This window comes from Streptomyces sp. NPDC102462 (assembly GCF_044765425.1).
Taxonomy (GTDB): Bacteria; Actinomycetota; Actinomycetes; order Streptomycetales; family Streptomycetaceae; genus Streptomyces.
The window spans coordinates 1-12,630 of the sequence record NZ_JBIWKB010000110.1; the positions used below are offsets into that span (position 1 = coordinate 1).

Annotated in this window: 11 protein-coding genes and 3 pseudogenes; 4 read left to right on the plus strand and 10 right to left on the minus strand. The window is 66.0% G+C overall.

What is annotated here, in order from left to right:
* Nucleotides 1–548: 548 nt before the first annotated feature.
* Nucleotides 549–767 carry a hypothetical protein gene (locus ACIRFL_RS42535; RefSeq protein WP_404040802.1) on the minus strand — a complete coding sequence of 73 codons (219 nt, stop codon included), beginning with the start codon at nucleotides 765–767 and terminating at the stop codon, nucleotides 549–551.
* A 330-nt stretch (nucleotides 768–1,097) separates the two neighbouring features.
* On the opposite strand from ACIRFL_RS42535, the gene ACIRFL_RS42540 reads away from it, so the two are divergent.
* Nucleotides 1,098–1,460: a hypothetical protein gene (locus tag ACIRFL_RS42540; protein WP_404040773.1), complete on the plus strand. Its 363-nt coding sequence runs from the start codon at nucleotides 1,098–1,100 to the stop codon at nucleotides 1,458–1,460.
* A gap of 290 nt (nucleotides 1,461–1,750) precedes the next feature.
* Here the strand turns inward: ACIRFL_RS42540 and ACIRFL_RS42545 are convergent, their stop codons facing one another.
* The 5 genes and pseudogenes from ACIRFL_RS42545 to ACIRFL_RS42565 all read right to left on the minus strand — a co-directional run.
* The gene (locus ACIRFL_RS42545) at nucleotides 1,751–2,551 is read right to left on the minus strand and encodes a hypothetical protein (protein ID WP_404040776.1); all 801 of its coding nucleotides are present in this window, start codon (nucleotides 2,549–2,551) and stop codon (nucleotides 1,751–1,753) included.
* A 155-nt stretch (nucleotides 2,552–2,706) separates the two neighbouring features.
* Nucleotides 2,707–2,970, minus strand: a complete 264-nt coding sequence (locus ACIRFL_RS42550; RefSeq protein ID WP_404040779.1) for a hypothetical protein — start codon at nucleotides 2,968–2,970, stop codon at nucleotides 2,707–2,709.
* A gap of 446 nt (nucleotides 2,971–3,416) precedes the next feature.
* The gene (locus tag ACIRFL_RS42555) at nucleotides 3,417–4,544 is read right to left on the minus strand and encodes a PD-(D/E)XK nuclease family protein (RefSeq protein WP_404040782.1); all 1,128 of its coding nucleotides are present in this window, start codon (nucleotides 4,542–4,544) and stop codon (nucleotides 3,417–3,419) included.
* Complete coding sequence (locus tag ACIRFL_RS42560; protein WP_404040785.1) at nucleotides 4,541–5,314, minus strand: hypothetical protein; 774 nt, start codon at nucleotides 5,312–5,314, stop codon at nucleotides 4,541–4,543. The genes ACIRFL_RS42555 and ACIRFL_RS42560 overlap by 4 nt, the downstream gene beginning before the upstream one ends.
* A gap of 184 nt (nucleotides 5,315–5,498) precedes the next feature.
* Nucleotides 5,499–5,700 (minus strand): annotated as a pseudogene (locus tag ACIRFL_RS42565) (transposase); the annotation flags it as partial.
* Between ACIRFL_RS42565 and ACIRFL_RS42570 the strand changes: the two are divergent.
* Nucleotides 5,695–6,000: pseudogene (locus tag ACIRFL_RS42570) on the plus strand (transposase); the annotation flags it as partial. The pseudogenes ACIRFL_RS42565 and ACIRFL_RS42570 sit on opposite strands and share 6 nt — an antisense overlap.
* On the opposite strand, the pseudogene ACIRFL_RS42575 reads toward ACIRFL_RS42570, so the two are convergent.
* The 3 genes and pseudogenes from ACIRFL_RS42575 to ACIRFL_RS42585 form a co-directional block, all read right to left on the minus strand.
* A pseudogene (locus ACIRFL_RS42575) lies at nucleotides 5,997–6,316 on the minus strand (transposase); the annotation flags it as partial. The pseudogenes ACIRFL_RS42570 and ACIRFL_RS42575 overlap by 4 nt on opposite strands.
* A gap of 267 nt (nucleotides 6,317–6,583) precedes the next feature.
* Nucleotides 6,584–6,886: a helix-turn-helix domain-containing protein gene (locus ACIRFL_RS42580; RefSeq protein WP_404040788.1), complete on the minus strand. Its 303-nt coding sequence runs from the start codon at nucleotides 6,884–6,886 to the stop codon at nucleotides 6,584–6,586.
* Between the two features lie 818 nt (nucleotides 6,887–7,704).
* Nucleotides 7,705–8,907, minus strand: coding sequence for a helix-turn-helix domain-containing protein (locus ACIRFL_RS42585; protein ID WP_404040790.1), 1,203 nt, complete (start codon nucleotides 8,905–8,907; stop codon nucleotides 7,705–7,707).
* Nucleotides 8,908–9,026: 119 nt separating this feature from the next.
* Here ACIRFL_RS42585 and ACIRFL_RS42590 point away from each other — a divergent pair, with 119 nt between their 5' ends.
* The gene (locus tag ACIRFL_RS42590) at nucleotides 9,027–9,503 is read left to right on the plus strand and encodes an NUDIX domain-containing protein (protein ID WP_404040793.1); all 477 of its coding nucleotides are present in this window, start codon (nucleotides 9,027–9,029) and stop codon (nucleotides 9,501–9,503) included.
* 26 nt (nucleotides 9,504–9,529) lie between these two features.
* Here ACIRFL_RS42590 and ACIRFL_RS42595 read toward each other — a convergent pair whose 3' ends face one another.
* Nucleotides 9,530–9,925, minus strand: a complete 396-nt coding sequence (locus ACIRFL_RS42595; RefSeq protein ID WP_404040796.1) for a hypothetical protein — start codon at nucleotides 9,923–9,925, stop codon at nucleotides 9,530–9,532.
* 1,264 nt (nucleotides 9,926–11,189) lie between these two features.
* Between ACIRFL_RS42595 and aspS the strand changes: the two genes are divergently transcribed.
* Entirely contained in the window at nucleotides 11,190–12,512 is a 1,323-nt protein-coding gene (gene aspS / locus ACIRFL_RS42600; RefSeq protein WP_404040799.1) for an aspartate--tRNA(Asn) ligase, read from the plus strand.
* Nucleotides 12,513–12,630 lie beyond the last annotated feature (118 nt).

The window sequence follows — 12,630 nt, forward strand, 5'->3', positions numbered from 1 at the left end:
GTGAATCTGCCCGCGTCACCAGCCTCCAGCTCACTGACCTGCACCTTCAGCCCGGTAGGGACTCCAGAACCCCCGAATTGCGCGGAACGCAGGTGCGGCTTTGCCTGGGAAAGGGCCTCTGACCTGCGTCGGAGGCCCTTTCCGATCTTTCAACGGCTTGCCGCGTTAGGTGGCGGAAAGTCCCTCGGAAGTCCCTCGGACAGCGCTGAAAGTCCCTGAAAAGTCCCTGGAGCGGAGAGCAAACGAGGCTCCTGGCCTGGGCATTCGCGACAGCCATTGGAGCAGCACCCTGCGGTCGCAGAGCTTGGTGCGGCCTTGGCCCGATGGGATTACGCGGCCTCGGTGTCGGCCGTAGTGTCAGCCCGCGCTGCCCATTCGGTGCGGGCTGCGGTGAGTCGGGGGTGCATCCTTCGAAGCTCTTCCAGCTGCCCGGCCACCGTTTCGATGAACTCGGCCAGCTGGTCCATCCACTGGGCGGGCCTGGCCGGGCGTGAGGTGGAAGCACAGAGGGCGGCACTGGCCGTCTGCGGCGAGGTGGATCTTCGTGGTCAGCCCGCCGCACGAACGTCCGATGGCGTGGTGGGCGGGTTCGTCGGCCGGGGCCCCTTTTGACGGGCCCCGGCCGCGTTCTGGTGCGCGCGCACGATCGTCGAGTCGACCGAGACAACCCAGTCCAGGTCGCCCTCGGCGTCGGCCTGGGCGAGCAGCGCGGTGAAGACCCGCTTCCACGGGCCGTCGATCGCCCAGTTCCGCCCGGGTGTAGGCACCCTTCCACAAGCCGTACTTGGCGGGCAGGCGCACCCACTGCGAGCCGGTCTGGAACTTCGAGGCGATCGCGTCGATCACCTGCCGGTGATCGCGCGTCGGCCGCAGCCAGGTCCGCTTTACTTTCTGCAAGAAGGACGACGTTCTCCACGAGGCCGCCGACCGCCCGCAACGCCTGGCGTCCTGAGCTCACGCCCCTTCGCCCCGAGTGAGACCAAAGGCAAGATCGTCACCGGCGTGAGCGGGTCGACTCCCAGGCAGGTCTTCCCTCATACGAGTGCAGACCTGCCGATCGAACTCGGGAGCATCCAGAACCCCATAGCGTTGCCAGAGTGGAGTCCAAACGCGTAGCCCAAGGCGTGCCGCTTGAGGAGTACCAACTGACGCGTGCGGACCACCGCCGGCAGCAAGAGGCGGTGGCCACCGCGGACTGGGTACAGCGCCAGGTGGCCAAGGCACCGCGATGGTCCGACGAAAAGTTCAAGGCCATTCAGGAACTGCTGGGTTCGCCCCCTCACCCCTCGGAGTTCGCGCGCTGGCGCGTGCGCCTGTACTGCGGACACGTCCGCGAGGTCAGGCGCTTACGGGGCCAGGAACGGCCCGACGGAGGAGTCACCGACCACGAGCGCTGCGGGGAATGTGGCCTAGACCCTTCGGTGATCGTGGCATTCGAACCACTTGCTGGCGACGGCTGAACGCCGCTTGTTCGGGTCCCGCCGCGCAGCCGGGCCCTTGCCCTGCTCATCGCGTACATGCCTTGACACCCTCGCACCCCCTGCCAGTACGACCCATTTCGCACGCGACTGTGGCCGACGCGGGCAGGACACCGCGCCCTGCAGGTGCAGCAAACCGACCGAGCCTGAGAGCCGCTCCGGACGGCGAAGGGGCAGATCAGAAGCGTTCTCGGTACCCCCAACGTCAGCCGTGCCCAACAAGCCCATGAAAGGGCGAGGCTAGTGACGCGCCATCCTGAAACGGCACGGCCCTACACCCCGTCGCGCCTGAGAGTCGTCTCGCCGAGCCCGAGGGCCATGCTGCCCATGAGCTGACGAGCGAAGTCCTCCAGGACCGAGGGGTTGGTAGCGAAGAACTCCATGACCCGCTCGGTTCGCTGCTCAGGCGAAAGCTCTCTCAGATCCTGCTGCCATGTCTGGGTGGCAGCACCGCCATCCTCGACCTCGGCATTCACGATGAGGCTCCAGAGCGCCTGCTGGGCGTCCTCACGAGCGAGCCAAGTCATGAACATCTGCTGGAACTGCTCGCTCGTCACAGTGACCTTCGGGTCGCTGGTCGCGGTGGCCACATCTTGGGAAGGCTCGTCCGTCTCGACCCCCGGGACAGCAATAGGAGATGTCGTCGTGACCCCGGCCCGCGAGGCCTTCTTCTGGGCTCTGCGGGCCTGCTGCTTCAGCACCAAGGCTTCGCGCTTGGCAACGAGGAACGGCACGGTCTGGGTATGCCACCAGTGGACAACGAGAGGTTTTGCGATTTCTACGAGACCATCGATGATCTGGCCCGCGATGTCAGCCACGGCCTGTTGGCCGGGGGTGAGCCGAGGACGCTGATCCTCCACGTACTCGGTGACGTAGACGATCTCGGGCTTGTCTGCAAAACCTGACTCGTCTTCGGCCTTCAGGCGGATCTCGACGTACTCCGGTCCCTTGTCACTCGTCTTGGGAGTGAACCCACGACTCCAGCCTTCGCTCTTCCGCGAGTCGACGAGACTCTCGCCCTTGGGGATGCGAACAACTGCGTCGACCTCGTCGTACTCCTGGTCCTCGGCCATGCGTCCTCGTCAGTGCTCGGGTCTTCCTCGGCGCTCGGTCGACGAGGATGTCGCGGTAGTAGAACCTCACCCATAACCGTAGCTGTAGCGTCCGACGATTCGGCAAGTTCGGCGAGCGTCGCATCAGCCGCCACGGAGCCGCAGGTCCAAGGTTGTCACCAGTCTCCTTGCCGGATCCGCTCGTCGGACACGATTCCGTAGACGTACCGCCCAGAACGTTCGGGGCATCGTGGAATCTCCGACGGCCCCGCGATCGGCCATGCCTCCAGCGCTGACCTGATCTCGTGCCACTGCACGTTGCGCCGGCTCTCGACGATGACCAGGGTGTAGTGGTTGGTCCGGTAGGTGAAGGACTTGCCGGTCTTCGTGTAGAAGACCTCGCCCTGGTGCTCCTCGATCCGAGGCCTCGCCGTCTCCATGTTGGGACCGACCGGCACCGGCTCGGGCGGAGGTGGCGGCGGCACTGGATGCCCTGCCCACCGGAGCCGTTCCTCCGGCGTTGGCTCCCGGCTACTCCGATACCAGGATGCGCTCCCCGGCACGGTGGTCGAGGTGACCGCCAGCTCTGTTCCGTCCGGCAGCACCCCACGGCCAGGCTCTCGGTAAGGCTCCGCAATCGTGATGTCACGCCGCTCATAGCCGAGCCTGCTGGCAACTGACGCCAGGGTCCCCATCTGAATATTCCCGACGTACGACCACTGGTCCTCGCTGGCATCGTCCGAGAACTCCACGACGCCTACAAGGTAGACCCCGTCCTCGTTCGGGTCCCCGAAGAGCTGCCGCAAGCGGTCGGGTCCAAAGTCGCCCGTCATCTATCCGTCCACCCCTGCATCGCCACTATCAGATTCTCCGTCGATCAACGCGATCACAGTCTCCCTCGCGGCTGAGTCGCGTGCTGCGCCATCCGGGACCCGATCACGGCGACCCTGTTGAGCACCCGGACGGCTTCGTTGAGTGTGGTTGAGGGCGGCAGCACGAAGCGCGCGCCGAACTCGACCTCACCGCTGAGCTTGGCCTGCCCCTCGCCGTAGCCATTGCCGAGGAACGCTGGAGCGCCGAGTTCCTTGAGCCGAGCCACGCCATCCTTCTCCCACTGCAACGTCTTGCGCGGCGGATGTTGTCTCCACGGAATCCAGTCCTCTTGGGTGAGGTACTTCTGCCAGAGCAGCGCAAGGTGATCCCAGTCGTAGGCTTTGGAGGAGGTGACTTGCTGCTGCACGAGGAAGAAGCGGAAGTCGACCCCACGAAGCCCGCTGCTGTCGACGAGCTTGCCAACGTCCTGAGTCGGCAAGCTCTCGGTGGCTTCCCATCGGACGGTGTAACCGCTGCCCGGAATCGGGGCGTCCACGATCGCGACGTACAGGCCACCGGAGCCGATCTCTCGGATGGACTTCGATGAGCCGCCGGGTAAGGCGACGTTGTCGTACATGTAGGCAGCACGAAGCCGGAGGGCGAGGTACAGGTCGATACCGTCGATCTGATTCCAGACGGTGTCGCCATCCACCTCCGGCACCTGGGACTCGATGTGGCTCGTCCAGGCTGTGGCGGTCGTCGCGGCCCACGGCACCGGGGACGAGGTGAAGGGAGCGATGAGCTCCTCCCAGGTGAGGTTCTGCCAGCCCTGGGCATGGGTGGTGTCGAGGCGGATGCGCCGAAGCGAGACCGCCACGAACTGGCAGTCGTCTCGGTCCTCCTCGGCGACGTATTTGTAGTACCGCTCCAGCTGTTCAATTCCGAGGCCGGCAAGCAGCTTCACTTCGACGACAGCGACAACCTGACCGTTCGCCTCCACCACCAGGTCGGGTCGATCCGATGCCTTCCGGCCCCGCGACTTCGAGACCTCCCGACGAATCTGGAGCGGGCCAACAGCCTCGATCCCAAGCACGGAGCGGGTGATCGCCTGGTCGGCATTCATGAGGGTGGCGAGCAGATCGCTCCACGCGTTCTCGCTGTTGATCGAGAGCAGGAAGCGAAGGTCCGGGAGACTGCTCACTCGCTGTCCTCTCCCAGCTCCGCGTCGATGTTGAGCACGCGGATCCCGGACTGCGACTGCGCGAGGAGCACCGCAGCGTTCTCGGCAAGGCGACGGGCGGACTTGAGCCGCAGGTCCAGCTCGACATTGTCACCCCAGCGGACTGACGTTGCGATGGCGAATTCGATCGAACCACCGGACTTCAAGTGGCCGACGATCTCCTTGTGGATGCGGCGGCTGGTGCGCTGACGAGAGCGATCCGTCTTGGCGTTGCGGTAGTTGCTGGCTCGCCTGGCCAGCTCCACGGACTCCCCGATGTAAAGCACGCGGATGCCGTCGTCGTCCACACCGAAATCGTAGCGGTAGAGCCCTGGCACTCTCGGGAGTCCGGGAAACCTCGGCAGGCTGGCTTCGTCAAGCGTGATCGGGCCGGCGCTCAGCCACGAGAACGCAACACGGACGTCGAGCGCCTCCAGTTCCTTGAGCTGGAGCACGTCGAAAGACCCATGACGAGACGCGCCGGTCAGCCGCGGGACCGAGCCGCTCTCGGCGGCCGGGGATCCGGCACCGATCAAGAACCCGAGGTTCTGCAGCCACCGCCGAGAGTCATGCGACTGAAACCGGCTGCGCTTGGCACCTGTCGCAAGGGAGATGACCTGCTTGACCGGCCAACGCACACCATCTACTTCTACCCAGTACTCGCGGATCTCCTCGGGCACGTGACTAGCAAGACGCCCACGAACAAGCGTGGGCGTCAGCTCGAAGGATTCGCCATCGAGGGTGAACTGCATGGAATGGAGGTTAGCCTCGATCGTTCACGAGTCCTCGTCAGTTCGCTGACGGGGACTCTGCGCGTATGGGGTGCGGCTTTTCCGGGGGTGGGGCAGGCTGATGGCACGGTTGTCGCGTGGGGTGGGCGCCGGGTTCCACTCCCGGGGTGGTCGTTCGCGTTGTTAGGACGGTCGAATTGGCTGGTCAGCCGGGGTTCGGGAGGGTCTGGAGCCGGTTCATGGCGCTGGTGATCACGGGCGTCCATGACCATCGGGTGGGCAGACGCAGCCAGTGGCGGCGGCCGGTGTTCACGAACTGAGCGGCGGCGGAGAACAGCCGCAGGGAGCTTCTTGGGTTCCCAGCGGCGGGTATCGCCGGTCAGGGCGAGCATCGGCAGCCAGGCGAGCCGGTGGCCGCCCGGCTGCGGCTCGGCAACGCAGGCTCCAACACCGCCGCCGACCACATCGAAACCGCCCGACTCGCCCTGGCACAACTCCCCAACGCTCTGCGGCGGGGACGGCAGATACTGATCCGCACCAACTCCGGCGGCGGCACCCACGCCTTCCTCGACTGGCTCTCCTGCCGGGGCCGGTGGCTGTCGTATACCGTCGGAATGACCATCACCGACGCCATCCACCAGGCCGTGCTGAAGGTCCCGAAGAAGGCGTGGACGCCGGCCTACGACGCCGGCCGCACCGAGCGCTCCCCGGACCCGGCCTGGCCGTGGTCGACGAACGCGACGAGGGGGTGGTGGCCGAAGGTCTCCTTCCAGGTCGCGGTGGCGTCCTGTTTCTCGGAGTGCGCGAGGGCCAGCACTCCGCCGATGTCCACGATCACCTGGCCGTCGGCGGCCGGACTGTTCGCACCAGCCAGTTCCCAGACCCGCCCCGTGCACGGGAACGTGCGTCCCGGATCGCCGCGAGGGCTTTCGGGCCGGATGCGGCGAGTGTGTCGATGACACGGGAGACCGTGGGATCGGGGGCCACCGGGCCGAACACATCCGGCTCGGCCAGCAGCACCGACCCGGCCTGCGAGACCACCCCACGGCCACCGCCCTCACGGTCCCGTCGCCTCAGCGAGGAGTCGGGACCTGGCGTGGCGGAAGTATGTCGTGTCGAAGCGGGCCAGTGTCTCGTACAGCGGCTTGGCGGCGTGATCCGCCCAGACCGAGGCCCGTGCCCGGTGGGAGGGCGGCTAACGGGGAGCTTTCGATGAGACCCCATGCCGGGGGATCAGGGCACCCTCTCCAGGTACTCCCGGCATCTTCCAGTTCTTAAGAATCTCCCGGCCTAGCTGGCGTGGTAGGCCTCTTCGGCTGACGCCGTCATTGGCAGGAGTGTGGGGCCAGCGAGGTCGGCCGGGACGTTGAGTCCTGCCAGCAGTTCGACGATCTTGTCGATGTTGGTCAGCCGCCTTCCGCCGGACTCCAGCATGGAGAGGAACGCCTGGCTCAGTCCCGTGAGGTCGGCCATGTCACTCTGGCGCAGTCCGGTCGCGATGCGGACGAGGTTACACACCTGGCCGAAGTCCCGCGCGAAGAGCGCCGTCTGAATGTCGGCACGATTCCACACCTCGGCTGGCACAGGTGGCACGACCCGAGGCTTGCTTGGTGCGTTGCGGACACAACTGCCACAGTACGAGCCCTCGTTGTAGCGGCTGAGAATGCACTGGCAGCGGCGGCAGCGCCGAACGGAGCGTCCACTCGGTCCCGTGTCCGAGCCGTAGGTGCGTAAGCCGAACCCCTCCCAGACGCCGGCTTCCCGTTCTTCGCGTCTGCCGCTGGCGGAAGCGGGTCGGTCCGGTACCTCCTCGGCCAGGGCGAACAGTTGGTGAGTCGGGCGGTCAACGGTCATCGCAGGCCCCCCTCCGGAAGTCAGGGGCCAACTCCGCCCAAACGACCCAGCGGTTTCCGGCTTGTTGGGCCACGCCACAGCGGTGGGTCAATGCCTGTAGGAGCCGTGACCCGAACTCGTCCTGCAGAACAGGCCTTTCAGAAGCCGGTCGGTATGAGCCGTCAGCATCGTCGTGGACTTCCAGCCGGAGGCTCTCACTGGTGCGCATAAACCAGGACTCGATCTCTCTGCCCGGCGGTACTCGAACGTGGCGTACGACGTCGCTGAAGATCTCGGAAAGCACGAGTACGGCCGTGTCCTCCATGCGGGACAGACCCCATGCATGTAGCGCACGGCGTAGTTCGTTGCGGGCCAAGCCGACGCACCGCGGGTGGCCACTCCAGCGCAGCACCACCGCGTCGTCGATGCCGTCGGATCCAGTTCTGTCGTCCAGTCGGCGGACAGACACCCTGTTGCCTCCCGTTCAAGCGACGCTCGGTGGTGAAGACCGTAAGCGTCCACGCGGGAGTGGACCCGGAGAAAAATTCCGGGTTCCTCGGTGTGGCTGAACTGGGCCGCTACTTGATGGCCCCAAGGTTCAAGGCAAGATCTCGAACGTCCCGGCGACGCGAGAGCGTGTACAGCCGGCGCACCAACTCGCGAGCGAACTCGTGGGCCCGCAGTTGCTCGGGCGCGATGCGGAAGGCGCGCTTCAGTTCCTCGACGGCATCGTCGATGCGTCCGGCTTCGGCATACGCGCGGGCCACGTCGAGCCGGGCCCGGGCCCGCCGTTCCACAGGAAGTCCGGTGGTCCGGATGTGTGGGGCCATCTCCACGGCCAGCTGGACATCATCGAACTCAAGGGCGAGCGCCAACCGGTGGATCTCGACGTTGGTGGGACCGAAGGAGGTCCACAGCTCGTTGCGGTCGCTGCCGAGCCGCTGCGCTGCCTCGTGCGCCTTGCCCATCATGTGATCGGCCAGCGCCCGGTTTCTCATCCTTGCCGCGGCGACCGCGCCGTTGAGGAAGAGGGTCCCGTACAGGGAGAGTGCGGACGGGGCAGAAGACCACCACCCGCGTTCGAGGCCGTCGGCCGCGTCGAGCGTGACGTTGACCGCCTCCGCCGGCATTCCGGCTCCGAGCTGCACGTGCGCGATGCCCCGTCGGAGAGCGAGCACGACGGATGGATCTCCCGACTCCACCGCCGCCATGTCGCCTTGGTCCACTGCGGTCCACGCGAGATTGGTCTCCCCCAACTTCCGCAGGAGTACCGCTGCCACGTGACACGTCAACGCGAATAACCGTAGCGACTCGGATCTCTCACGACCGGACGACCGCTCCCGCGTCGCCAAACGGGCGTCCGCGAGGAGTCCGGGCGCTCGCTCCGCCAGCTTCGCGTACCGCCCGCTCTGGTAGAGCTCCCAGGCCTCGTTGACCTCCAGGTGCAGGCGTTCCAGGCGAACTGACTCACGTTCGTCGTAGAGCGAGCCCGCCAGGTGACGCGACTGCATCAGCGCTGCCCGGATCGCCGGCACGCTGCCTGCGTCGCGTTCACGGTCTTCCAGCAACCTCGGCGTGCCCTGAAGGTCCTCCAGGTGCACACGCAGTGCCTGGGCCAGGTCCGTCAGCATCTTCACGTTGTTGACCGGGATACGCCCGGACTCAATCCGGTACATCCAGTCCTCGGAGCGCCCCAGGAGCTGACCGAGCTGCCGCTGGCTCAGCCCGCGGCGCTGCCGGTAGAACCGCACACGTTTGCCGAAGGGCAGATGATCGGTCATGCCTCGCATGGGCTCGCTCCCGTCCCGCCACTGCCAGGAGTATCCACACGCAATGACCGCCCGCGCCAGACGCGTAGCCGCGCGAGGTCGCAGCGGACCCGGACCGTAGGCTGAGGCCCATGGCCCTCAATGAGCAGGAACAGCGCATGGCGCGGCCCCGTATGGCGGCCGGTGCGCTGTTCTTCAACGCCGACGGACACGTCCTCCTCGTCCAGCCTTCCTACAAGCCGATGTGGGAGATCCCCGGCGGTTATGTCGAGCATGCGGAGTCGCCCTTGGCCGCCTGCCGACGGGAAGTAGGGGAGGAGCTCGGAATCACTCCGCCGATCGGCATTCTCCTCGCCGTCGACTGGGCTCCGAGTGACGCCGAGGGCGACAAGGTTCTGTACGTCTTCGACGGCGGGGAACTCACCCCAGAGGACTTCGCTTCCATCAAGGTCGCTCCCGACGAGCTTCTCACCGCCGAGTTCTTTCCACCCGAGCAACTCGACGAGCTCCTGATCCCGAGGCTGTCACGCAGGGTGAAGGCCGCGATTGCCTCGCGAGCCAACGGCGGCCCCGTGTACCTCGAACACGGGGAGCAGCCGAGGCCGTAGTTCTCGTGCGGCGGCGGGCGATCGACTCAGCCCACGGTGTCGGCTTGCCCCGTACGGCTGATGCGCGGAGCGAGGTCCAGTATCTCCGAACGCAGCTGCCCGCAGGCGGCGGCCGCCTCGCGCCCGGCGGACAGGTGATGCGATACGACCCAGCCCTCCAGATCGCGGGACAGCGCGGCGATGAAGTCCGCTTCCCTGGTGCTCGGGCGTAGGGGACTGCCGTGCACGGGGTTGATGCTGGAGAGCCGCAGCAGGACGAAGCGGCCAGCGTACGGAGCGAGCAGTTGTGTGAGTGCGGCCTCGTCCGCCGGCCGCGTGTTGTGCTCGCAGAGGACGTAGTTCACTACCACCGGGCGTTGCTCGGCGATGGCGGCCCACAGTGGTAGCACGGTCGCGGGATCGTCCGCGCGGGGGATTACCATGCGGCGCTGAGTCGCGGTGGCGCCGTGCAGGGAGAACATGAAGCGGTCCGGTAACCAGGCGTTGGCCCGCAGGAGCCTTCGAACCCACCCCTGTGGGGCAATGCTGGTTACCTTCACCTGCTTCGCCAAGTCCCGGTCCGCAATCGTTCTCGCTGCTGAGGTGACATGGATCCAGTTCGCGGCGACATCCCCGACTCCGGCGAAGTCGACCCAGACGAGGGGGCCTTGGGGGGTTAGAACGGGTTCCGCCACCGCTTGCACTGCCGCGGTGATCTCCTCCGGCTGCAGATTCCGAACGAAGGGTGTACGCGCGAAAGTGGTAGCGCAATGCGTACAGCCGTACCTGCATCCTGCCTGGGCGGACATGCACACCGAGTAGGCTTCGTGGTCGCCTTCCCAGAGCCGTACGGCCTCGAAGGTGGACCTGTCGGGCGTTCCGAAGACGTACTTCGTGCTCCTGCCGGGCGGCACGTTGAGGGTCGAGAGGATCTCAACGGGCACTGCGGCGCGTGACGTTCCATCCATCGTCAGGATGCCCTTCCGTGAGGAGCGCGGCGGAGTTCGCGATAAGGGCGCCAGAATTCCTTTGCGTATCGCTTGAGCGCGTCAGTAGCCAAACGAGTGGGTATCTTCGTTTAAATTTCTTCGGAGCGTAGAACCTGATCGACGACGGATTCAAATCACACGGGTGATATGCCCCCCGTCCCGATGGGCACAAGTGTTCATCTCTTTCGATGTCCCGCCTCGATTGGGTATGGACCGCTGGCAGATCTGGGGCCACTCCATGGATGTCCGCTCCAACAGGCCCGGAAGACGGTCGGTGCGACCACGATCAGGCCGGCGTCGGCGGCCGCGATCGCGGTGGTGCGCGCCCGTGCCTGAAACCTGCCCGACGTAGACCGGGGAGTACCGAGAGGCGGCTCATGGGCGACGTACCGACTTTGGCGTGATCTTGCCACCGCATCTCTGGTGTTCCCGCTATGCTCGTTGGCAACGCGTTGATGGAGACGAGTAGCTTCGGGATCACGTGAGCCGAGAGAATTGCCGGTAGCTGGGAAGGCAATCTCGCGCCCCGATGCGAAGACACTCCTGAGTGCGGGGAGGAACGGTCTTTCGACCCAATGCCCCGTCGGTCGGCCCCCGTCATCGGGCTTGAATGAGGCCGCCGCTCTCGCTGAGCGGCGGTAAAGGCGCGGTGGCACCGCGAGTACCCTTCTCGTCCGCGCCCCCAAGGGATCATGACGACGCCCCTGGGAGGGCTGCGATGATCCACACGACTAGCCGCGTACTGGTGTCCGACCTGCGAGAACACGTCGGGCAGACCGTATCCGTGTCGGGCTGGGTGAACACGCTCCGCCTGCAGAGCAAGATGCAGTTCGTTGTCGTCCGTGACCACACCGGCATGGTGCAGGTCACTCACAAGCGCTCGGGCGGAGGCGACGAGGTCGAGGCCGCCCTGGAGGGACTGACCACGGAGTCCGCCATCCGGATCACCGGCCGCGTGGTCGAGAACCCGATCGTGAAGCTCGGCGGCCTTGAGGTCGTTCCCGAGTCGGTCGAGATCCTGAACCGGGCTGAGACGCCGCTGCCCATCGACGAGCACACAGGGCTGGAGCACCGCCTCGACTGGCGGTTCCTGGACGTGCGGCGCCGGCCTCAGGCGCAACTGCTGTTCGCCGTGCAGACCACGTTCGAGCAGGGAATGCGCGAGTACGCCTACGCGCAGGGGTGCACCGAGATGCACACGCCGAAGCTGATGGGAACGGCGTCCGAGTCCGGAGCCGAGGTGTTCGAACTCGGTTACTTCGACCGCTCCGCGTATCTGGCACAGTCGCCACAGTTCTTCAAGCAGATGGCCATCGCGGCGGGCATCGACAGGGTCTTCGAGATCGGACCCGTGTTCCGAGCCGAGCCGTCGTTCACGTCCCGGCACGCGACCGAGTTCACGGGAGTGGACGTCGAGCTTGCCTGGATCAACGGCGTCGAGGACGTGATGGCGTTCGAGGAGCAGATGCTCACGCATGGCATCGCCAAGGTCGCCGACTTGCACGGCGACGCGATCAGGGAGACCTTCGGCGTCGAGGTCGTGGTGCCGGCGACGCCGTTCCCGCGCGTCACCATGGCCGAGGCGCAGAAGATCCTGCGGGCGAAGGGCTGGGACCCGGAGGGGGTGAAGGAGGACCTGGACCCGGAGGGCGAGCGCGGTATCGCCTCCTACGTGAAGGAGGAGACCGGGCACGAGTGGGTGTTCATCACCCACTATCCGACGAGCATCCGGCCCTTCTACCACATGAGGCCGGCGGACAACCCGGGCCTGACACTCAGCTTCGACCTGCTGTGGAAGGGGCTGGAGGTGACTACCGGCGCCCAGCGTGAGCACCGCTACGACGTGCTGCTCAAGCAGGCTGCGGAAAAGGGCATGAGCACCGGGCCCATGCAGGACTACCTGAACTGCTTCCGCTACGGTTGTCCGCCCCACGGCGGTCTGGGCATGGGGCTCGGCCGCGTGCTGATGGTGCTGCTTGGCCTCGATTCGCTTCGGGAAGCCACGTTCCTCTTCCGGGGGCCGAACCGACTGACTCCGTAGAGACAGGGAACCGGGCCCGCCCCACTAGCCTCGCGCTTTCATGGCGTGCTCGTCCACGTCTTGATCAAATAAACGGAGAGTGCTCCTGACCTGCAACGATGGGACTTGTCTAGGGTCC

Bases quoted from the DNA above. Each gene is read 5' to 3' on its own strand.
- ACIRFL_RS42545 (WP_404040776.1), bottom strand. From the start codon at position 2,551: ATGGCCGAGGACCAGGAGTACGACGAGGTCGACGCAGTTGTTCGCATC.
- ACIRFL_RS42590 (WP_404040793.1), top strand. From the start codon at position 9,027: ATGGCCCTCAATGAGCAGGAACAGCGCATGGCGCGGCCCCGTATGGCG.
- aspS (WP_404040799.1), top strand. From the start codon at position 11,190: ATGATCCACACGACTAGCCGCGTACTGGTGTCCGACCTGCGAGAACAC.
- ACIRFL_RS42560 (WP_404040785.1), bottom strand. From the start codon at position 5,314: ATGCAGTTCACCCTCGATGGCGAATCCTTCGAGCTGACGCCCACGCTT.
- ACIRFL_RS42550 (WP_404040779.1), bottom strand. From the start codon at position 2,970: ATGGAGACGGCGAGGCCTCGGATCGAGGAGCACCAGGGCGAGGTCTTC.
- ACIRFL_RS42585 (WP_404040790.1), bottom strand. From the start codon at position 8,907: ATGACCGATCATCTGCCCTTCGGCAAACGTGTGCGGTTCTACCGGCAG.
- ACIRFL_RS42595 (WP_404040796.1), bottom strand. From the start codon at position 9,925: ATGGTAATCCCCCGCGCGGACGATCCCGCGACCGTGCTACCACTGTGG.